Source organism: Dechloromonas sp. H13 (assembly GCF_009469615.1).
GTDB lineage: Bacteria > Pseudomonadota > Gammaproteobacteria > Burkholderiales > Rhodocyclaceae > Azonexus.
The window spans coordinates 287222-306321 of sequence record NZ_SSXX01000001.1 but is presented as its reverse complement, the minus strand read 5'-3'; the positions used below and the strand labels follow the sequence as shown (position 1 = coordinate 306321).

Below are 19100 nucleotides of genomic sequence, written 5' to 3'. Positions count from 1 at the left end.
CATGGAAATATCAGTATCCGTGGGATTATCCACGCATTTTTTCGGTTTCGTCAAAGCATGATATTCGAGCGCGCCGCCCGGCGCGAGTTCGCTCAGGCAGCTGCTGGCATCAGCGTCGCCCTGCTGGCCATCCTCGCTTCCACGCAATTGATTCGCCTGCTCAAGGACGCGGCGGGCGGGCGCATTGCGCCCGAAGCAGTGGCCTCGCTGCTCGGTTTCGCCGCCCTGAATTTCATGCCCATCCTGCTTTCGCTGACGCTGTTCGTCTCGATCCTGCTCAGTCTTTCCCGCGTCTATCGCGATTCGGAGATGGTCGTCTGGTTTTCCTGCGGCCAGCCGCTGACGGCGTGGATACGCCCGGTCCTCAAGTTCGCGCTGCCCATCGTGCTGGCCATCGCGGTGCTCTCCGGTTTTCTTTCGCCGTGGGCCAACTACAACACCGCCGAATACAAACAGCGCCTTTCGGCGCGCAGCGACGTTTCGCAGGTGTCGCCGGGGGCGTTCCGCGAGGCCAAGCGCGGGCAGCGCGTCTTTTTCGTCGAGTCGATCGCCGATGATGCCAGCCGCGTCGGCAACGTGTTCGTCGCCACGATGCAGGAGGGCAAGTTGGGCGTCGTGATGTCCGACACTGGCTATCAGGAGTTCGCACCCAACGGCGACCGTTTCGTGGTTCTCGAGCATGGGCGGCGCTACGAGGTCGAGCCGGGAACGCCGGAGTTCAAGGTCATGGAGTTCGAGCGCTACAAGGTGCGGACCGAGGATGGCCAGGCCAAGCCGGCCGAGCGTTCGCCCAACCGCCTGCCGATCACCGAACTGGTGCTCGACGACAGCAACCAGGCGCGCGGCGAACTGCTGTGGCGGATCGGGATGCCGGTCTCGGCGATCATCCTCGCCTTGATGGCGATTCCCCTCTCCTACGTCAATCCGCGCGCCGGACGTTCGGCGAACATGCTGATCGCCATCCTCATCTACGCGATCTACAGCAACATGATCTCGGTCAGCCAGGCCTGGGTGGCGCAGGGCAAGCTGTCGTTCTGGGTCGGCGTCTGGGCGGCGCATGCGTTGATGCTGGTGCCGCTGGTGGCGCTGTTCTACAAGCGCATCGTCGTGCAGATGCCGTGGCAACGAAGGCGCGCCTGATGTTTCGTCTGCGTCTCTACCAGCGCTACCTGATGCGCGAAACCCTGGGGGCCATTTTCCTCGTCCTGGTGGCCTTCCTGGCGCTCTTCAGCTTTTTCGACCTAATCAACGAATTGCGCAGCGTCGGCAAGGGTGGCTACCAGTTGGGCCACGCCGTGTTTTTCGTCGCCTTGAGCCTGCCCGGGATGATCTACGAACTGATTCCCATCGCGGCGCTGATCGGCACCCTGTATGCCTTGTCGACCCTGGCCCGGCATTCGGAGATCACGGTGCTGCGCGCTTCCGGCCTGGCGACCCGCGACTTGCTGATGACGCTGTTCCGGGTGGCCGCGTTGCTGGGCTTGCTGACGGTCGTCGTCGGCGAGGGGTTGGTGCCGGTTTCCGAACGCCTCGCACAGGAACTGCGGACGCGCGCACTGAGCAACGTGATCGCCCAGCAGGGTTTCGAGTCCGGCCTGTGGGTCAAGGACGGCCGCAGTTTCATCAATATCCGCGAGGCAACGCCCGATGCGCGCCTGCGTGGCGTGCGCATCTACAAGTTCGATACATCGAATGCGCTCGAGTCGGTGACCGATGTTGAAGAAGCGGAGTTCAATCCGCCGGAGCACTGGCTGCTCAAGGGTGTCGTGCGCACGGTGCTCGATGGCGATACGTCGCGGGTCGAGCGATTCGACACCGCCGAGTGGATGTCTGCGGTCAACCCGGAATTACTGTCGGTTTTGATGGTGGCCCCGGAGCGCATGTCGCTGGTGGGGCTGGTCAACTACAAGCAGCATCTGTCCGACAACCGGCAAAAGACCGAACGTTACGAAATCGCGATCTGGAAGAAAGTGGTCTACCCGCTGGCGTCACTGGTCATGGTGGCGCTGGCGTTGCCGTTCGGCTATTCGCACAACCGGGTTGGCGGCGTCAGCCTGAAGATCTTCGCCGGGGTCATGCTGGGCATCCTGTTCTACGCGCTGAACGGGCTGTTCTCGAACCTCGGCGTGATCAACGCGTGGCCCCCGTTCGCCAGCGCCAGCGCACCATCGGCCATGTTCCTGCTGGCGGCGATCGGCATGTTGTGGTGGGTCGAGCGGCGCTGAGCCGTCACTGTCTTTCGGCGAAGACGATTCGCGTGCCGGCGATGCGGTCGTGCAGAAACTGGCGATCCTTGTCGAACAGCGCCCAGAGCAGGCCGATACCGAAGAACAGGATGCTCGGCCACGCAGCGAGGTAGCGCAGGATCGCCTGCAGCGGCCGCAGTGCTTCGCCGTTGGCACCCGCCAGGCGAAGTTTCCAGGTTTTCATCGGGAGCGTCTGGCCGCCGTTCATCCAGAACCAGACGAAGTACAGCATCAGCAAGCCCAGCACGTGTAGCCACAGCATTCGGTTGCTCATGCCCAGGCCGTAGGCGAAGAGCACGATCTGCGGCAGCAGGAAGCCGACCAGCAGCACGGCAAATACCACGAGACTTTCATACAGCATGCTCGCCAGGCGGCGGGCGATGCCGGGCATCGGTTCCGCCATCAGTTCCTGCCCGGTTCGGGAGTGGTCGGTGGAACCGGCGAGGCGCTGCTCGCCTCGTTGTCGGGTTGTCCTTCCGCCGCCGGCGGAGGCGCCTCGGGCGGCGGTGGAGCGAGCAGTTGGACCGACTTGCCTGACTGGCGAATGCGCTGCTTCTCTTCGGGCGGCAGGTTCGAGTAAGCCTCCCATTTCTGCTTGACCGTCTGTTTCTGCTCCGAGGGAAGCTGGTTGAATTCCTTGTAGGTGTCCCTGACCTTGGCGCGCTGTTCAGGCGTCAGGCTGACCCATTCGCGCATGCGGTCCTGCAGTCGGCGCTGCTCGTCCGGCTTCAGGGTCGGGTAACGTTCGGCGATGCCGAGCCACTTCTTGCGGCTGATGTTGTCCAGTTTGTCCCATTCCACGCCAAGCGGCGCCAGAATGGCTTTTTGCTGGGCGTTCAGCAGGCTCCAGCCCGGTTGGGGAGGGGTGCCGATGACTGCTGTGGTCGGGGGGGCGGCGGCAAGCGGTGTTGCCAACGCCAGGCTGAGGATCACTCCGCTGAAGAGTCGTCTTTTAACCATTCGAAGAAGTCGTTATCCATGAAAGCCTCGGGAGGCAGGTCGTCCGAGAGCAGGGCGCTGTCCAGTGCTTCCAGTTCGCCGACATAGTTGTTGCTATCCATGTAGAACGATATCCACATGCCGAGCAGCAGGGCAAGAACGGCCAGGATCTGCCGCAGATGGCGGTTGTCCGAAGCGAAACGGAAATGGAAGCCGGATGAACTGCCGCTCGTCAGCGCCATCTGCGGGGCGGACTGCTTCTGGCGCGACAGCGCGAGATGGCGAGCAGCTTCCAACCGCCTGGCGGAAGCCGGCGAAATGTCCTTCAGCCCATGGTTCAGCGCCAGCCGAACCCGCGAAGCATAACGATCTTCATTCATAGTTTGATACCCCTTGCCGACAGGGCGGCTGCCAGCGCGTGTGTGGCGCGCGAGCAATGGGTCTTGACGCTGCCTTCTGAGCACCCCATCGCCGCTGCGGTTTCAGCGACGTCCATGTCTTCCCAGTAACGCATGAGGAAGGCTTCCCGTTGACGCGCGGGCAATTTTTTTATTTCGTCGTCGATGGCGTTCAGGGTCTGGGCCTGAAGCAGCTGGCTTTCGGGGGTCCGCGGCCCGTCGGGGTCCTCGTCGGCGGCCAGCGTTTCCAGCGGGTCGTGGTCGTCGTCATCGTTCGGCGAGAAGGCTGACAGCACGGTCGTCCACATCGAGCGCACCTTGCTGCGCCGGAAGTAGTCGCGAATCGTGTTCTGCAGGATGCGCTGGAAGAGCATCGGGAATTCCTCTGCCGGGCGGTCGCCGTATTTTTCCGCCAGTTTGAGCATGCTGTCCTGCACGATGTCGAGCGCACCTTCCTCTTCCCGCACGGCGAAGATGGCCTGCTTGAACGCCCGCCGTTCGACGGACTCGAGAAATAACGCCAGTTCGTTGGGTGAAGCCAGGGTTGTCTCTTCCGGTAAAAGGCCTTGGAAAGCCTGTGGTTATGCTGTAACGCCTTGACCGAACAGGGTCAGTCGATTAAGGTTATACGTTTTTCGGGCAACAGCTTTTTTGGGCTAAAGAATGATGATCAGCGGTGCAGAAATTGTAATCAGGTGCCTGCAGGAAGAAAAGGTCGAGTGTGTATTCGGTTACCCCGGCGGCTCCGTTCTACACATTTACGATGCGCTCTTCAAGCAGGATCAGGTCCGGCACATCCTGGTTCGCCACGAGCAGGCCGCCGTTCATGCTGCGGACGCCTATTCCCGTTCCTCGCAAAAGGTCGGCGTCGCCCTGGTGACGTCGGGGCCGGGCGTGACCAATACAGTGACCGGCATTGCCACTGCCTACATGGACTCGATCCCGATGGTCGTCATCACCGGCCAGGTGCCGACTGCCTACATCGGCCAGGATGCCTTCCAGGAATGCGACACGGTCGGCATTACCCGCCCCTGCGTCAAGCACAATTTCCTCGTCAAGGACGTCAAGGATCTCGCGCTGACCATCAAGAAGGCCTTCCATATTGCGGCGACCGGTCGCCCGGGACCGGTGGTGGTCGATATCCCCAAGGACATCACCGCCCAGGTGTGCGAATTCGAATACCCAAAGACCATCCAGATGCGCTCCTACAACCCGGTAGTCAAGGGGCATCTCGGCCAGATCAAGAAGGCCGTGCAAATCCTGCAGGAAGCGAAGCGGCCGATCATCTATACCGGCGGTGGCGTGATCCTCTCGGACGCAGCGCCGCAACTGACCGAACTGGCGCGCAAGCTGGACTTCCCGGTGACCAACACGCTGATGGGGCTCGGCGGCTATCCGGCGACCGATCGCCAGTTCGTCGGCATGCTCGGCATGCATGGCACTTATGAGGCGAACAACGCGATGCACTACGCCGACGTGATTCTGGCGGTCGGTGCCCGCTTCGACGACCGCGTGATCGGCAACCCCGATCATTTCGGTCAGGAAAAGCGCCGCGTGATCCACATCGACATTGACCCGTCGTCGATTTCCAAGCGCGTCAAGGTCGATGTGCCCATCGTCGGCAATGTCGCCGACGTGCTGGACGAGTTGCTCAAGCTGGTCGCCGGTGGCTTCAAGGCTAATCCGGAGGTGGCCAACTGGTGGAAGCAGATCGAGGAGTGGCGCGGTCGCGACAGTCTGCGTTACAAGCAGGTGGAGCACATCATGCCGCAGTACGTCATGGAGAAGCTCTATGAGGTGACCGGGGGCAACGCCTTCGTGACTTCCGACGTCGGCCAGCACCAGATGTTCGCCGCGCAGTACTACAAGTTCGACAAGCCGCGGCGCTGGATCAACTCCGGCGGCCTGGGCACCATGGGCGTCGGCCTGCCGTACGGCATGGGCGTCCTGATGGCCAACCCCGATGCGCAGGTCGCCTGCGTGACCGGCGAGGCATCGATCCAGATGTGCATCCAGGAAATGTCCACCTGCAAGCAGTACGGGTTGCCGATCAAGATCATCAACCTGAACAACGGCATGCTCGGCATGGTCCGCCAGTGGCAGGAAATGTTCTATTCCAAGCGCTACTCGCAGTCCTACGTCACTTCGCTGCCCGATTTCGTCAAGCTGGCCGAGTCCTACGGCCACGTCGGCATCAAGGTGGAAAAGCCGGAAGACGTCGAGCCGGCGTTGCGCAAGGCCTTCGTCGAACACAAGGATGACCTGGTCTTCCTCGACTTCATCATCGACCCGGCGGCCAACGTCTTCCCGATGGTGGCGGCGGGCAAGGGACTGACCGAAATGATCCTCGCCGAAGATCTGTAAGGCGGGAGAGGAACAAGAATATGCGACACATCATTTCCATCCTGATCGAAAACGAATCGGGTGCGCTTTCCCGTGTGGCCGGCCTGTTCTCGGCACGCGGCTATAACATCGAATCGCTGACCGTGGCACCGACGGAAGATCCCTCGCTGTCCCGGATGACCATCCTGACCAGGGGTTCCGACGAGGTACTCGAGCAGATCACCAAGCAGCTCAACAAGCTGATTGATGTGGTCAAGGTGGTCGATCTCTCCGAAGCCGCGCACGTCGAGCGCGAACTGATGCTGATCAAGGTTCGCGCCACCGGCAAGGACCGCGAAGAGATGAAGCGGATGGCCGATATTTTCCGTGGCCGCATCATCGACGTCACGGAATCGACCTATGTCATCGAGTTGACCGGAGCAAGCTCCAAGCTCGACTCCTTCATCGCCGGACTCGACGCCGGCCTGATTCTCGAAACCGTTCGTACCGGCGTCTGTGGCATCGGTCGCGGTGATCGCATTCTCAAAGTCTGACTACTGTTCTCCAAGAGGAATTCATGAAAGTTTATTACGACAAGGACGCCGACCTTTCCCTGATCAAGGGCAAGAAGGTCACCATCGTTGGTTACGGCTCGCAGGGCCACGCCCACGCCCAGAACCTTAAGGATTCCGGCGTCAAGGTTACCGTCGGCCTGCGCAAGGAAGGCGCTTCCTGGAAGAAGGCCGAAGCCGCCGGTCTGAAGGTCGAAGAGATCGCCAAGGCGGTCAAGGGCGCCGACGTGGTCATGATCCTGTTGCCGGACGAGAACATTCCGCAGGTGTACAACGAGGAAGTCGCCCCGAACCTCAAGAAGGGCGCCGCCCTGGCGTTTGCCCACGGCTTCAACGTGCATTACAACCAGGTCGTGCCGCGTGCCGACGTCGACGTCATCATGGTTGCCCCGAAGGGCCCGGGCCACACCGTCCGTTCCGAGTACCTGAAAGGCGGCGGCGTGCCGTCGCTGATCGCCGTCTACCAAGATAAGTCCGGCAAGGCCAAGGACATCGCCCTGTCCTACGCCGCGGCCAACGGCGGTACCAAGGGTGGCGTCATCGAGACCAACTTCCGTGAAGAAACCGAAACCGACCTCTTCGGCGAACAGGCCGTGCTCTGCGGCGGTGCCGTCGAACTGGTCAAGATGGGCTTCGAAACCCTGACCGAAGCCGGCTATGCGCCGGAAATGGCCTACTTCGAGTGCCTGCACGAACTGAAGCTGATCGTCGATCTGATGTACGAAGGCGGCATCGCCAACATGAACTACTCGATCTCGAACAACGCCGAATACGGCGAGTACGTGACCGGTCCGGAAGTCATCAACGAGCAATCCCGTGTCGCCATGCGCAATGCCCTGAAGCGCATCCAGACCGGCGAATACGCCAAGATGTTCATCCTCGAAGGCCGTACCAACTACCCAAGCATGACTGCCCGTCGTCGCCTGACCGCTGCCCACCCGATCGAGCAGGTCGGCGAGAAGCTGCGCGACATGATGCCGTGGATCAAGAAGAACAAGCTGGTCGACCAGTCCAAGAACTAAATCGGCTGGCTCGTTAGCGCGTCGCTACGCCCGCATGCCGTACTGATAACGTACGGTCTGCGCGCGCCCGGCGCCACCTTCGCTTCGGGCGGTGTGGGGAACTGCACCGCCCTTGTTGTTTGCGGATTTTGATGGCGCCGGGTGTATCCTTTTCCGGTTGCCTACTGACTGTTTGCCAATGACCGAACTCAAGCCCCGCAAGACCATCTTCAATCCGGAACTCAAGCGGCGCGGCATTTATGTGCTGCCCAATCTGTTCACCACGGCGGCGCTGTTCGCCGGGTTCTTCGCCATCGTCCAGGCGATGCAGGGGGATTTCGAACGCGCGGCCATGGCGATCTTCATCGCCATGGTGCTCGATGGACTCGATGGCCGTGTCGCGCGCATGACCAATACCCAGTCGGCCTTCGGGGCGGAATACGATTCGCTCGCCGACATGGTCAGCTTCGGCGCGGCGCCGGCGTTGGTCATTTACGAATGGGCCCTGCGCGACCTCGGCCGGCTGGGCTGGGTCGCCGCGTTCGTCTATTGCGCCTGTGCCGCCCTGCGTCTGGCGCGCTTCAATACGACGCTGCAAGTGGTGGACAAGCGCTATTTCCAGGGCCTGCCGTCGCCCGCCGCCGCCGCCCTGGTCGCGGGGCTAGTGTGGGTCATGATCGTCTCCGGCATTCCCGGCAGCGACGTGCGCTGGCTGGCCTGCGTGTTCACCCTGTTCGCCGGGCTGACGATGGTTTCCAATATCCGCTATTACAGCTTCAAGGACTTCAATCTGCGCAAGAGCGTGCCGTTCTTCGCCATTGCCGCGATCGCGCTCGGTTTTGCGCTGGTTTCGATCAGTCCTGAAATGACCCTCTTCGGGTTTTTCGTGGTCTACGGTTTGTCCGGCTATGTGCTGGCCGCGGTCAGCTTCTTCAAGCGCAAGACCGCCTGACATCTCGGAGCAGAATATGAAACAGCATCTGTATATTTTTGATACCACACTGCGCGATGGCGAACAGAGCCCCGGCGCTTCGATGACCCGGGAAGAGAAGATCCGCGTCGCCCGCCAGCTTGAAAAAATGCGGGTCGACGTCATCGAGGCCGGCTTCGCCGCCGCTTCGCCCGGCGATTTCGATTCGATCCAGGCGATCGCGCATGCCATCAAGGATTCGACCGTCTGCTCGCTGGCGCGCGCCAACGAAAACGACATCCGGCGCGCCGGCGAGGCGATCCGCCCGGCAACCTCGGGCCGCATCCACACCTTCATCGCCACCTCGCCGATCCACATGGAGAAGAAGCTGCGCATGACGCCGGACCAAGTGGTCGAGCAGGCGATCAAGGCGATCGGCTGGGCGCGCGAATACACCGACAACGTCGAATTTTCGGCCGAGGATGCCGGGCGCTCGGAAATCGATTTCCTCGTTCGCATCTTCGATGCCGTGATCAAGGCCGGGGCAACGACGATCAACGTGCCGGACACCGTGGGGTACAACATTCCCTACCAGTATGCCGAGACGATGCGCCAGCTGATCGAGCGGGTGCCGAATTCCGACAAGGTGGTGTGGTCGGTGCATTGTCATAACGATCTCGGACTCGGTGTGGCGAATTCGCTGGCGGCGGTGCTGGCCGGTGCCCGCCAGGTCGAATGCACGATCAACGGCCTCGGCGAGCGGGCCGGCAACGCGGCGCTGGAGGAAATCGTCATGGCGGTGCGCACGCGTGGCGATGTCTTCCCGGTCGAGACGCGCATCGATACGACGCAGATCGTTCCTGCCTCGAAACTGGTGTCGCAAATCACCGGCTATCCGGTGCAGCCGAACAAGGCGGTGGTCGGCGCCAACGCCTTCGCCCACGAATCGGGCATCCACCAGGACGGGGTGCTGAAGCATCGCGAAACCTACGAAATCATGCGTGCACAGGATGTTGGCTGGGCGCAGAACAAGCTGGTTCTCGGCAAGCATTCGGGACGCAATGCCTTCAAGAGCCGCCTGCAGGAACTCGGCATTGAACTGGAAAGCGACGAGGCCCTGAATGCCGCCTTCGCCCGCTTCAAGGAACTCGCCGACCGCAAGCACGAAATCTTCGACGAGGACCTCCACGCGCTCGTTTCCGACGAAGTGGTGACGCCGGAGCAGGAACACTACAAGCTGGTCTATTCGCACGTCTGTTCGGAAACCGGCGAGATGCCGCAGGCGACGGTGATCCTCAATGTCGGCGGCGTCGAGCACAAGGGTGCAGCGGGCGGCGGCGGCCCGGTCGATGCCACCTTCAAGGCGATCGAGGGCATCGTCGGCAGCGGCGCCGAGCTTCTGCTCTACTCGGTCAACGCCATTACCACCGGTACCGATGCGCAGGGCGAGGTCACCACGCGCCTCTCGAAGGGCGGGCGCATCGTCAATGGCAACGGCGCCGATACCGACATCGTCATCGCCTCGGCGCGCTCCTACCTGAATGCGCTCAACAAGCTGCATTCGACGCTGGACAAGGTGCGGGCGCAGGGCGACGTCTGATCGACCCGCTGCGCTGTTGCCGGAGGCCGCCTCAGCTTGCTGACGCGGCTTTTTCCTTTTGCGGTGCGCGCGTGGCGCGGATGTAGAGAACGGCCGATACGAACAACAGGCCGGCCAGGACGATCTCGCCGACGGCCAGCCATTGCGCCGGGCCGCGCTCGCTGGTGGCGCGCACCAGTCCTTCGAGCAGGTAGAACTGTACGAACAGCGAGACCCATTTGTACGTATAGCGCCTGCCGTGCAGGATGCCGAACAGCGGCGCCAGCAGAAACACCGCCTTGAGCGCCAGCCAGGAGCCGCCGGGCCGCAGCGGCGCCCACCAGAGTTCCCATCCCAGGCACAGGAAGATCAGCGCGATGAGGCTGGCGCTGGCCATGAATTGATAACGTTGGGCTGTCACGGTCGACTCAGTTTCAGGGCAATATTTGCCAGCCGCCGGCCCTGCGCGAAGGCAAGCCGGCTTTCGCTCTCGGCCAGCAGCGGGTTGCCGTCGGCGCCGGCGACGTGGCTGGCGCCATAAGGGGTGCCACCGTGCCGGGTGTGGCTGATATCGGATTCGGTGAAGGGCAGGCCCATGACCAGCATGCCGTGATGAATGAGGGGCAGGGTCATCGAGAGGAGGGTCGATTCGTTGCCGCCATGCTGGCTGCTGCTCGATGTGAAGACGCAGGCCGGCTTGCCGACCAGCGTCCCGTTCTGCCAGGCGGCGATGGTGCCGTCCCAGAAATATTTCATCGGCGCCGCCATGTTGCCGAAGCGCACCGGGCTGCCTAGCGCCAGGCCGCCACATTCGTCGAGGTCGGCGGCTTCGACGTAGGGCGCGCCCGTCTCGGGAACGCCGGCTTCCAGTGCCTCGCAGACGGTGGACACCCGGGGGACGGTGCGCAACCGGGCCTGCACGCCGGGGACCGATTCGATGCCGCGCGCGATCCGTTCGGCGAGGGCGCGCACCGAGCCGCGGTGGCTGTAGTAGAGAACAAGGATATCGAGCATGGTCGGCTATTATACGGCCCCATGCAGACTCACTCCCGATATCGGCGCGCGCAACCGAAACCCGGTGTGGCGGGAACGATCATCCGGCGCTTCCGCACCGAGAACATGATGCAGACCAGTTCGGCCCTCGCGTTCACCACCTTGCTGGCGCTGGTGCCGCTGGCGACGGTCATTCTGGCGGTGGCCGACGCCGTTCCCTATCTCGACATCCTGCTGTCGCGGCTGGAACAACTGGTCCAGGACTCCTTCCTGCCGAGCTCGGCGGCGCGGACCATTTCCGGTAGCATCGGCCGCTTTTCGCATCGCGCGCAGCAGTTGACCGCAGCAGGCATCGCCTTCCTGAGCATCACCGCCTTCATGCTGATGCACACCATCGAGCGGGCGTTCAATCACGTCTGGCAGGTGAAGCCGCGTCCCTTCTTCATCCGACTCAAGCTCTATGCCTTCGCGATGCTGGTCTGGCCGTTCATCCTGGCGGCGGTGGCGGCGGCCATATCGTTTGCGGTCACCACCTCGCTCGGTTTCATCCAGGAGGCGGAATGGGCGCGCCGGGTATCGTTCAAGGCGATCTCGCTGATCGTCCTCGGCCTGTTCTTTTCCTTTCTCTACTACGCCGTGCCGAATGCGCCGGTGGCGCGGCGCGCCGCGGTGCTGGGCGGATTGTTCGCCACCGTGGCGTTCGCGGTCATGCAGAAGATATTCGAGCTGTTCCTCGGCAGCTCGGCGATCCTGAAGAGCGTGTATGGCGCTTTCGCCGCGTTCCCGGTCTTTCTGGTGTGGCTGCACCTGAGCTGGGCGGTGGTGCTGCTCGGCGGGCTGATCGCCGCTACGACTTATCGTCCGGCACGACGCTGAAGACCTCGATGCTGGCCGTCTGCTCGGTGAGCCCGGTCGGCCGCACCTCGCGGATGCCCAGGTTGTCCTGCTCGACGAGAATGATCAGGCGCCGCTCGTGCTCGCTGAGCTTGCCGGTCGGCGCCACGAGGGAGGGCTGGGCGCGCAGTGGGGGCATTTCGGGAAGGATCAGCGCCGAGAGATTGCCGGCTTCGAGTTCGAGCGGCCGGATGACTTCGGCGGCGATGGCGTGCGAGGCCAGTTGCTGCATGCCGATTTCGATATGCGCCGGGTTTTCGGAAATGGCCCAGCGCACGATGCCGACATGCCAGCTGGGGAATCTTTCGGCGCGTTCACCGGTCGGCTGCACGGCGACGATGTCGCCAACCCTAAGGTGGGCGGTCGGGCCGGCGATGTGCATCAGCGCGTAGCCGTCAGGGCTTTCGTTGGTGACCATCCATTCGCTGATCTGCCTTTCCTTGTCCGGGTGGCGAATCAGGTGCCAGAGCTGCTCCAGGCCGGCGCAGAGGTTGACCCGGTAGGACTGGCGCCGGCGCGGATAGCGGCGCGTTGCCGGCTGGCCCCAGAGCAGGGCGAGGCGACGCAGGACACCGCGCCCGGCCGGGGTGTCGGCAAACTCAGGCAGGCCGAGGCTGATGGCTGGCGCGCCGTTGTCCAGCGCGGCGAGATGCTCGCGCACGTCGCGGGCGACGAGGTCGCAGGCAAAGTAGAGGGCCAGCGTATCGGCGGGCGGCATGCGCCGCGCCAGCGCGTGGGCGGGAAAATCCTGGTCCAGATCCAGCCAGAAGACGCCGGTGCGGTCCAGCGGCGGGGTCTCGAAAATATCCACTGGCTTGACGCTGGATGCGATGTAATCGGTGATGAACTCCAGTTCGCTTGAGCAGAACGATGCCGGCTGGGCAATCGCCGCGAGCAGGATGTGGGCATAGACGTGCCGGACGGATGGCTCGCCGTCGGGCCCCGCTACCTCGGCGAGCCCCAGTCGGCGCGCGGTGCGGTAGGCGGCGTGCAACTGCTGCCAGATTCCGATGCTGTTGGGTGCGGCGATCAGATGGCTGATGCGGATATGCCAGGCGACGCATTGCATGACCTTGCGCAGGGTCTGGTCCGGTGCGTTGCGGTGGGCGGTGTTGCGCGGGTCGAAAAGCTCCGAAAGGGTGTTGAGGTACTCCTGGGCCAGCGTTTCGAGAACTTCCTGGATGATCATGGTGCGTTGTCGCACCTTGCGTGAAACCGGCAGGCTAATGCCGTGCAGGGCCGGCAATTCGGCGCTGACGACGCGCTCGCCGTGCCTGTGCAGGAGATCGAGAAGCTGGGTCCGCTGGCCGGTCGTGGTCGGCGATTCGCGCAACAGCAGCAGTTGCTGCAACAGCTCGCCGGCATCCTCGGCGCCGGTCCGGCCATGCGCGAGCGCAAGCCATTCCAGGATGGACTTGGCATGACCATCGAGCGGGTGCTCGAACGACGGGTGGGAATCAGCGGACATATTGGGGAGGCAGGATAAACAATCTCGGCAGTTTTCGCCATGCGCAAGCGACCGACGGGTCAAGGGAGCGGCGCAATGGTCGGTGGGGGCGGACATCCTCCCCGCAGCACCTCTAAGTGGCTTGTTTTTCCTTGATTAAGCGATATAATCTCGGGTCTTTTTTCAAGCAACGAAAGAATTTCCATGGTTGTTATCCGTCTTGCCCGTAGCGGCGCCAAGAAGCGTCCTTTCTACAACATGGTCGTTACCGATTCGCGCAATCGCCGCGATGGCCGCTTCGTCGAGCGTATCGGCTTCTACAACCCGGTTGCCGCCGGCAATGCCGAAGCGCTGCGCGTCGCCGTCGACCGCCTGACCTACTGGCAACAGAATGGCGCCCAGCTGTCCCCGACGGTTGCCCGTCTGGTCAAGCAGCACGCCGCCCAGCAGGCTGCCTAAGCAGTTCCTGCGTTGGCCGGCAACGACTTCGTTGTGCTGGGGCGGCTTGCCGACCCCTACGGAGTCCAGGGCTGGCTCAGGTTGTACCCCTTCGCGGATGATCCGCTGACCTGGGCGGAAATGCCCGCGTGGTGGATCGGCAAGGAAGGCGGGCCGTGGCGCGAATGTCGGCCGCAGGGCATGCGGGCGCATGGCGATGGTCTGGTCGTGCGACTCGATGGCGTGCCGGACCGGACAGCTGCCGAGGCGATGAAGGGGCTACTGGTCGCGGCGCCTCGTTCGGCGTTGCCGAAGACCGGGGAAAACGAGTTTTACTGGGCCGATCTGATCGGCCTGGAAGTCGTCAATACTGCCGGCGAGCGGCTCGGCAAGGTGGCCGGGCTGATCGAGACGGGCGCCAACGACGTTCTGCGCGTTGTTGGCGATGACGATGCCGAGCGCCTGTTGCCCTTCGTGGCGGCAGTGGTGCTGGCGGTGGAGAAGGAAGCGGGGCTGATTCGGGTGGAGTGGGGCAGCGACTGGTGATCCGGTTCGACTGCATTACCCTTTTCCCGGAGATGTTCGCCGCTGTGACGGAGAGTGGCATTACCCGTCGGGCGCTGGAGGAAGGGCGCTGGGCGTGGCAGGGGTGGAATCCGCGGGATTTCGCCGAGAATGCCTGGCGACGGGTCGATGATCGCCCCTTTGGCGGCGGGCCGGGCATGGTGATGCAGCCGGGGCCGCTGGAGAAGGCGATCAATGCCGCGAAGCTGGAGCAGGGCGCGGCGGGGCTGGCGACGAGCCGGGTCATCTACCTCTCGCCGCAGGGCGCGCCGCTGACCCACGAACGGGTCATGCGGCTGGCGACGGGCGAGGAAGGGCTGATCCTTCTTTGCGGTCGCTATGAAGGAATCGACGAGCGTCTGATCGAGCGCTGCGTCGATGAGGAAATTTCGATCGGGGATTTCGTGCTGTCCGGCGGCGAGTTGCCGGCGATGGTGTTGATCGATGCCGTCGTCCGCCAGTTACCGGGGGTGCTTGGTGATGCCGCTTCGGCGGTGGAAGATTCGTTTGTCGGTGGTTTGCTGGATTGTTCGCACTACACCCGTCCGGAGGTTTACGAGGGCGCGGCGGTGCCGGAGGTCTTGATGTCCGGCGACCACAAGAGAATTCGTCGCTGGCGGCTCAAGCAGTCGCTGGCGCGGACCCGGAAGCGCCGGCCGGATTTGCTGGCGCACCGCGTGTTGAGCGCGGAAGAAACGCAACTCCTCACGGAACTGTCCGGAGAGGAGCAATGCGGTGAGTAGATGTTTATAAATTGAAGGATCTCACATGAACCTGATTCAACAACTCGAGCAAGAAGAAGTCGCCCGCGTCAGCGCCGGCAAGACCATTCCCGAATTTGCCCCGGGCGACACCGTCGTCGTCCAGGTGAAGGTCAAGGAAGGCAACCGCGAGCGTCTGCAGGCCTACGAAGGTGTCGTCATCGCCAAGCGCAACCGCGGCCTGAACTCCTCCTTCATCGTTCGCAAGATTTCTTCCGGCGAAGGCGTCGAGCGTACTTTCCAGACCTATTCCCCGCTGGTTGCTGCGATTGAGCTCAAGCGTCGCGGCGACGTGCGTCGCGCCAAGCTCTACTATCTGCGCGAGCGTTCCGGCAAGTCCGCCCGCATCAAGGAAAAGCTGGTGCGCAAGACGACTGCCGCCTAAGCAGTCCGTTCAGGCAAAAAGCAAACGGGGCGCCGCGGGCGCCCCGTTTCTTTTTTTGGTTTTTGCCCGAAATCGGGCGTCGACCGCAGCCGGCAGAATCAGCCCCGGGTCTTGTCCTTCTCGATCAGCGCGTAGGCGGAGTGATTGTGGATGGACTCGAAGTTTTCCGATTCCACCACGTAGGCATCGATGCGACCTTCGGCGTTGAGGCGGGCGGCGACGTCGCGCACCATGTCCTCGACGAATTTCGGGTTGTCGTAGGCGCGCTCGGTGACATGCTTTTCGTCCGGGCGCTTGAGCAGGCCGAACAGTTCGCAGGAAGCCTCGGATTCGACCAGCTGGACGAGTTCCTCGATCCAGACGAAATCGTTGGTGCGGGCGGTGACGGTGACGTGCGAACGCTGGTTGTGGGCACCATACTCGGAAATCTTCTTCGAGCACGGACACAGGCTGGTGACCGGCACGACAACCTTGACCGAGGTGGTGATCTCGCCGTGGCAGATGTCGCCGATGAAGGTGACGTCGTAGTCCATCAGGCTCTGCACGCCGGAAACCGGGGCGGTCTTGTTGATGAAATACGGAAAGTTCATCTCGATGTGGCCGGTTTCGGCTTCAAGCTTGACCACCATGTCGCGCAGCATGACCGGAAAGCTCTCGACCGAGATTTCGCGCTCGTGGCTGTTCAGGATCTCCACGAAGCGGGACATGTGCGTGCCCTTGAAATTGTGCGGCAGGCCGACGTACATGTTGAACACGGCGATGGTGTGCTGGATGCCGGCCGACTTGTCCTGGACGCGGACCGGGTGGCGGATCGACTTGATGCCGACCTTGTTGATGGCGATGTGACGGGTATCCGCCGAGTTCTGGACGTCGGGGATGGGGAGGGGGCTGTTCATGGGCTGTTCTGTCTGAATTATTGTGTCCGGATGCGGGCGCGTACGGCTTGTACGATGCCCGCCTGATCGAGGCCGAGTTCGGCCAGAAGCTGGCCTTGCTCGCCGTGATCGATGAAACGGTCGGGCAGACCGAGGCGCAACACGGGCACATTCAGCCCATGTTCCGCCAGCACGCGCTCAATCTCCGAGCCGGCGCCACCGATTACGGCATTCTCTTCGATACTGACCAGCAGGGAATGGTTCCCCGCCAGTTCGACGATCAGCGCCGCATCGAGCGGCTTGACGAAGCGCATGTTGACGACCGTGGCGTCGAGCGCCTCGCCGGCAGCCTCGGCGGCCGGCACCAGGCTGCCGAAGGCGAGCAGGGCGACGTCCCTGCCGTGCCGGCGGATTTCGCCCTTGCCGACCGGCAGCGTGTCGAGGCTCATGTCGGGGATCGTTCCCGTGCCGCCGCCGCGCGGGTAGCGCACCAGGCTCGGGCAATCGAGTGCGAAGGCGGTGGACAGCATCCGGCGGCACTCGGCTTCGTCGGCCGGCGCCATCACCACCATGTTCGGGATGCAGGTGACGTAGGAGAGGTCGAAGGTGCCGTGGTGGGTCGGGCCGTCGGCGCCGACCAGGCCGCCGCGGTCGACGGCGAAGACTACCGGCAGATTCTGCAGCGCGACGTCGTGCACCAACTGGTCATAGGCGCGCTGCAGGAAGGTCGAGTAGATGGCGACTACCGGCTTCAGCCCTTCGCAGGCGAGGCCGGCGGCAAAGGTCACGGCGTGCTGCTCGGCGATCCCGACATCGTAGTAGCGGTCCGGGTACTCGCAGGCGAAACGCACCAGGCCCGAGCCCTCGCGCATGGCAGGGGTGATACCGACCAGGCGCGCATCGGCGCGCGCCATGTCGCACAGCCAGTCGCCGAAAACCTGGGTATAGGTCAGCTTGCCCGGCCCCTTGGCCGACTTGATGCCTTCACCGGCCGCGAACTTGCCGACGCCGTGGTAGAGGATCGGGTCGGCCTCGGCCAGCTTGTAGCCCTGGCCTTTCTTGGTGATGACGTGGAGGAACTTCGGACCCTTCAGCTTCTTCAGGTTTTCCAGCGTCGGGATCAGGGCGTCGAGGTCGTGGCCGTCGATCGGGCCGTAGTAATGGAAGCCGAATTCCTCGAACAGCGTGCCGGGGGCGATCATCCCCTTGACGTGCTCCTCGGCGCGCCGGGCCAGTTCGAGCAGCGGCGGGGCGAAGCCGAGCATGTGGCGGCCGGCCTCGCGGGCGGCGTTGTAGGTCTTGCTGGAGGTCAGCCGGGTCAGGATGTTGTTGAGGGCGCCGACCGGCGGCGAGATCGACATCTCGTTGTCGTTGAGGATGACCAGCATGTCGGCATCAGCGACGCCCGCGTTGTTGAGCGCCTCGAAGGCCATGCCGGCCGACATCGCGCCGTCGCCGATGATGGCGATCGCCTTGCGCTCCTCGCCTTTCAGCTTGGCGGCCAGCGCCATGCCCAGCGCGGCCGAGATCGAGGTCGACGAGTGGCCGACGCCGAAGGTGTCGTAGGGGCTTTCGCTGCGCTTGGGAAAGCCCGAGACGCCGCCGTGCATGCGCAGCCTGTCCATGCCCCGGCGGCGGCCGGTCAGCACCTTGTGCGCGTAGCACTGGTGGCCGACGTCCCAGACCAGGCGGTCTTCCGGCGTGTTGAAGACGGCGTGCAGGGCGATGGTCAGCTCAACGGTGCCGAGATTCGAGGACAGGTGGCCGCCGGTCTGCGACACCGAGTCGATCAGGAAGGCGCGCAGTTCGCTAGCCAGTTGCGGCAGTTGCTTGCGGTCCAGGCGGCGCAGGTCGGCCGGGCTGTCGATGCTTTCGAGCAGGCGGTAGGCGGTCATTTCAGAATTGCCGATGGCAGATGAAATCGGCCAGCTGGGTCAGGCGGGCGGCGCGGTCGCCGAAGATCGCTAGCGCGGCGAGGGCGTCGGCGCGCAATTCGTCGGCGTAGGCGCGCGCGGCGTCGAGGCCGAGCAGGCTGACGTAGGTCGGTTTGGCGGCCGCTTCGTCCTTGCCGGCGGTCTTGCCGAGCGTGGCGGTGCTCGCCGTGCAGTCGAGGATGTCGTCGACGACCTGGAAGAGCAGTCCGGCGCGCTTGGCGAAGCGGTCGAGGTTGTTGCGCTCGTCGGCCGACAGCGGCGAACCGGCGAGGGCGCCGAGCAGCACGGCGGCGCGGATCAGGGCGCCGGTCTTCAGCGCGTGCATCAGTTCGAGCTCGGGCTGGGTCAGCGGCTTGCCGACCGCGGCGAGGTCGATGGCCTGGCCGCCGGCCATGCCGCGCGAGCCGCTGGCGTGGGCGAGCAGGGCGAGCATTTCGAGCTGGCGGGCGGGGTCGCCCAGCGGCTGACTGGCGAGCAGTTCGAAAGCGAGGGTCTGCAGGCTGTCGCCGACCAGCAGGGCGGTCGGCTCGTCGAATTCGACATGGCAGGTCGGGCGGCCGCGGCGCAACACGTCGTCGTCCATGCACGGCAGGTCGTCATGGACCAGCGAATAGGCGTGGATCAGTTCGACGGCGCTAGCGACGACCTCCAGGTGGGCGGCCGGGGCGCCGCTCAGTTCGCCCGCGGCGAAGGCGAGCAGCGGGCGGACACGCTTGCCGCCGCCGAGCGCTGCGTAGCGCATGGCGTCGTTCAGGCGGGCGGGGATGCTGTCGGCGGCCGGCAGCTGGCGGGCCAGCGCGGCTTCGACGCGCGCCTGGGTGGCGGCCATCCAGGCGGTGAAA

At 63.6% G+C, this 19100-nt stretch carries 22 protein-coding genes; 12 read left to right on the top strand and 10 right to left on the bottom strand.

Features of this window, described 5'->3' with window-relative positions; translation table 11 throughout:
• Positions 1 to 57 precede the first annotated feature (57 nt).
• Together lptF and lptG are read left to right on the top strand one after the other, a co-directional pair.
• Positions 58 to 1140, top strand: a complete 1083-nt coding sequence (gene lptF, locus GH660_RS01480) for an LPS export ABC transporter permease LptF (protein WP_153144799.1) — start codon at positions 58 to 60, stop codon at positions 1138 to 1140.
• Positions 1140 to 2225, top strand: coding sequence for an LPS export ABC transporter permease LptG (lptG, locus tag GH660_RS01475; protein WP_228276313.1), 1086 nt, complete (start codon positions 1140 to 1142; stop codon positions 2223 to 2225). Before lptF ends, lptG begins: the two co-directional genes overlap by 1 nt.
• A 4-nt stretch (positions 2226 to 2229) precedes the next feature.
• Here lptG and GH660_RS01470 read toward each other — a convergent pair whose 3' ends face one another.
• From GH660_RS01470 to GH660_RS01455, 4 genes are read right to left on the bottom strand one after another with little or no spacing between them, the layout of a single operon-like run.
• Positions 2230 to 2649, bottom strand: coding sequence for an RDD family protein (locus tag GH660_RS01470; protein ID WP_153144798.1), 420 nt, complete (start codon positions 2647 to 2649; stop codon positions 2230 to 2232).
• The gene (locus tag GH660_RS01465; RefSeq protein WP_153144797.1) at positions 2649 to 3206 is read right to left on the bottom strand and encodes a DUF3106 domain-containing protein; all 558 of its coding nucleotides are present in this window, start codon (positions 3204 to 3206) and stop codon (positions 2649 to 2651) included. The genes GH660_RS01470 and GH660_RS01465 overlap by 1 nt, the downstream gene beginning before the upstream one ends.
• Positions 3176 to 3565, bottom strand: a complete 390-nt coding sequence (locus GH660_RS01460) for a DUF3619 family protein (RefSeq protein ID WP_153144796.1) — start codon at positions 3563 to 3565, stop codon at positions 3176 to 3178. The genes GH660_RS01465 and GH660_RS01460 overlap by 31 nt, the downstream gene beginning before the upstream one ends.
• On the bottom strand, positions 3562 to 4125 hold the full coding sequence (locus tag GH660_RS01455) for an RNA polymerase sigma factor (RefSeq protein WP_153144795.1): 564 nt from the start codon (positions 4123 to 4125) through the stop codon (positions 3562 to 3564). Before GH660_RS01455 ends, GH660_RS01460 begins: the two co-directional genes overlap by 4 nt.
• Positions 4126 to 4246: 121 nt before the next feature.
• Between GH660_RS01455 and ilvB the strand changes: the two genes are divergently transcribed.
• The 5 genes from ilvB (at position 4247) to GH660_RS01430 (ending at position 9988) form a co-directional block, all read left to right on the top strand.
• Complete coding sequence (gene ilvB / locus GH660_RS01450; RefSeq protein WP_153144794.1) at positions 4247 to 5947, top strand: biosynthetic-type acetolactate synthase large subunit; 1701 nt, start codon at positions 4247 to 4249, stop codon at positions 5945 to 5947.
• 20 nt (positions 5948 to 5967) lie between these two features.
• Positions 5968 to 6459 (top strand): acetolactate synthase small subunit, encoded by a 492-nt coding sequence (ilvN, locus tag GH660_RS01445; RefSeq protein WP_153144793.1) that lies wholly within the window; start codon positions 5968 to 5970, stop codon positions 6457 to 6459.
• Positions 6460 to 6482: 23 nt separating this feature from the next.
• Positions 6483 to 7499 (top strand): ketol-acid reductoisomerase, encoded by a 1017-nt coding sequence (gene ilvC / locus GH660_RS01440; RefSeq protein ID WP_153144792.1) that lies wholly within the window; start codon positions 6483 to 6485, stop codon positions 7497 to 7499.
• A 178-nt stretch (positions 7500 to 7677) separates the two neighbouring features.
• Entirely contained in the window at positions 7678 to 8430 is a 753-nt protein-coding gene (gene pssA / locus GH660_RS01435) for a CDP-diacylglycerol--serine O-phosphatidyltransferase (protein ID WP_153144791.1), read from the top strand.
• 16 nt (positions 8431 to 8446) lie between these two features.
• Complete coding sequence (locus GH660_RS01430; protein WP_153144790.1) at positions 8447 to 9988, top strand: 2-isopropylmalate synthase; 1542 nt, start codon at positions 8447 to 8449, stop codon at positions 9986 to 9988.
• Between the two features lie 31 nt (positions 9989 to 10019).
• On the opposite strand, the gene GH660_RS01425 is transcribed toward GH660_RS01430, so the two are convergent.
• Together GH660_RS01425 and wrbA are read right to left on the bottom strand one after the other, a co-directional pair.
• Positions 10020 to 10388, bottom strand: coding sequence for a DUF2069 domain-containing protein (locus tag GH660_RS01425; RefSeq protein ID WP_228276312.1), 369 nt, complete (start codon positions 10386 to 10388; stop codon positions 10020 to 10022).
• A complete protein-coding gene (wrbA, locus tag GH660_RS01420) occupies positions 10385 to 10981 on the bottom strand; it encodes an NAD(P)H:quinone oxidoreductase (protein WP_153144789.1) in 597 nt (198 codons plus the stop codon). The genes GH660_RS01425 and wrbA overlap by 4 nt, the downstream gene beginning before the upstream one ends.
• 66 nt (positions 10982 to 11047) lie before the next feature.
• On the opposite strand from wrbA, the gene GH660_RS01415 reads away from it, so the two are divergent.
• Entirely contained in the window at positions 11048 to 11836 is a 789-nt protein-coding gene (locus GH660_RS01415; protein WP_194266198.1) for a YihY family inner membrane protein, read from the top strand.
• Here GH660_RS01415 and GH660_RS01410 read toward each other — a convergent pair.
• Entirely contained in the window at positions 11808 to 13322 is a 1515-nt protein-coding gene (locus GH660_RS01410; protein WP_153144787.1) for a hypothetical protein, read from the bottom strand. The two genes, GH660_RS01415 and GH660_RS01410, sit on opposite strands and share 29 nt — an antisense overlap.
• Before the next feature lie 183 nt (positions 13323 to 13505).
• On the opposite strand from GH660_RS01410, the gene rpsP reads away from it, so the two are divergent.
• From rpsP to rplS, 4 genes are read left to right on the top strand one after another with little or no spacing between them, the layout of a single operon-like run.
• Complete coding sequence (rpsP, locus tag GH660_RS01405; protein WP_153144786.1) at positions 13506 to 13760, top strand: 30S ribosomal protein S16; 255 nt, start codon at positions 13506 to 13508, stop codon at positions 13758 to 13760.
• 12 nt (positions 13761 to 13772) lie between these two features.
• Positions 13773 to 14285, top strand: coding sequence for a ribosome maturation factor RimM (gene rimM, locus GH660_RS01400; RefSeq protein ID WP_153144785.1), 513 nt, complete (start codon positions 13773 to 13775; stop codon positions 14283 to 14285).
• A complete protein-coding gene (trmD, locus tag GH660_RS01395) occupies positions 14282 to 15046 on the top strand; it encodes a tRNA (guanosine(37)-N1)-methyltransferase TrmD (RefSeq protein ID WP_228276311.1) in 765 nt (254 codons plus the stop codon). Before rimM ends, trmD begins: the two co-directional genes overlap by 4 nt.
• Before the next feature lie 25 nt (positions 15047 to 15071).
• Positions 15072 to 15449 carry a 50S ribosomal protein L19 gene (gene rplS, locus GH660_RS01390; RefSeq protein ID WP_153144784.1) on the top strand — a complete coding sequence of 126 codons (378 nt, stop codon included), beginning with the start codon at positions 15072 to 15074 and terminating at the stop codon, positions 15447 to 15449.
• A 98-nt stretch (positions 15450 to 15547) separates the two neighbouring features.
• Here rplS and folE2 read toward each other — a convergent pair whose 3' ends face one another.
• The 3 genes from folE2 to GH660_RS01375 are packed head-to-tail and all read right to left on the bottom strand — an operon-like array spanning position 15548 to position 19087.
• A complete protein-coding gene (gene folE2, locus GH660_RS01385) occupies positions 15548 to 16345 on the bottom strand; it encodes a GTP cyclohydrolase FolE2 (protein WP_153144783.1) in 798 nt (265 codons plus the stop codon).
• A 17-nt stretch (positions 16346 to 16362) separates the two neighbouring features.
• Positions 16363 to 18219: a 1-deoxy-D-xylulose-5-phosphate synthase gene (dxs, locus tag GH660_RS01380; protein ID WP_153144782.1), complete on the bottom strand. Its 1857-nt coding sequence runs from the start codon at positions 18217 to 18219 to the stop codon at positions 16363 to 16365.
• 1 nt (position 18220) lies between these two features.
• On the bottom strand, positions 18221 to 19087 hold the full coding sequence (locus tag GH660_RS01375; RefSeq protein WP_153145354.1) for a polyprenyl synthetase family protein: 867 nt from the start codon (positions 19085 to 19087) through the stop codon (positions 18221 to 18223).
• Positions 19088 to 19100 lie beyond the last annotated feature (13 nt).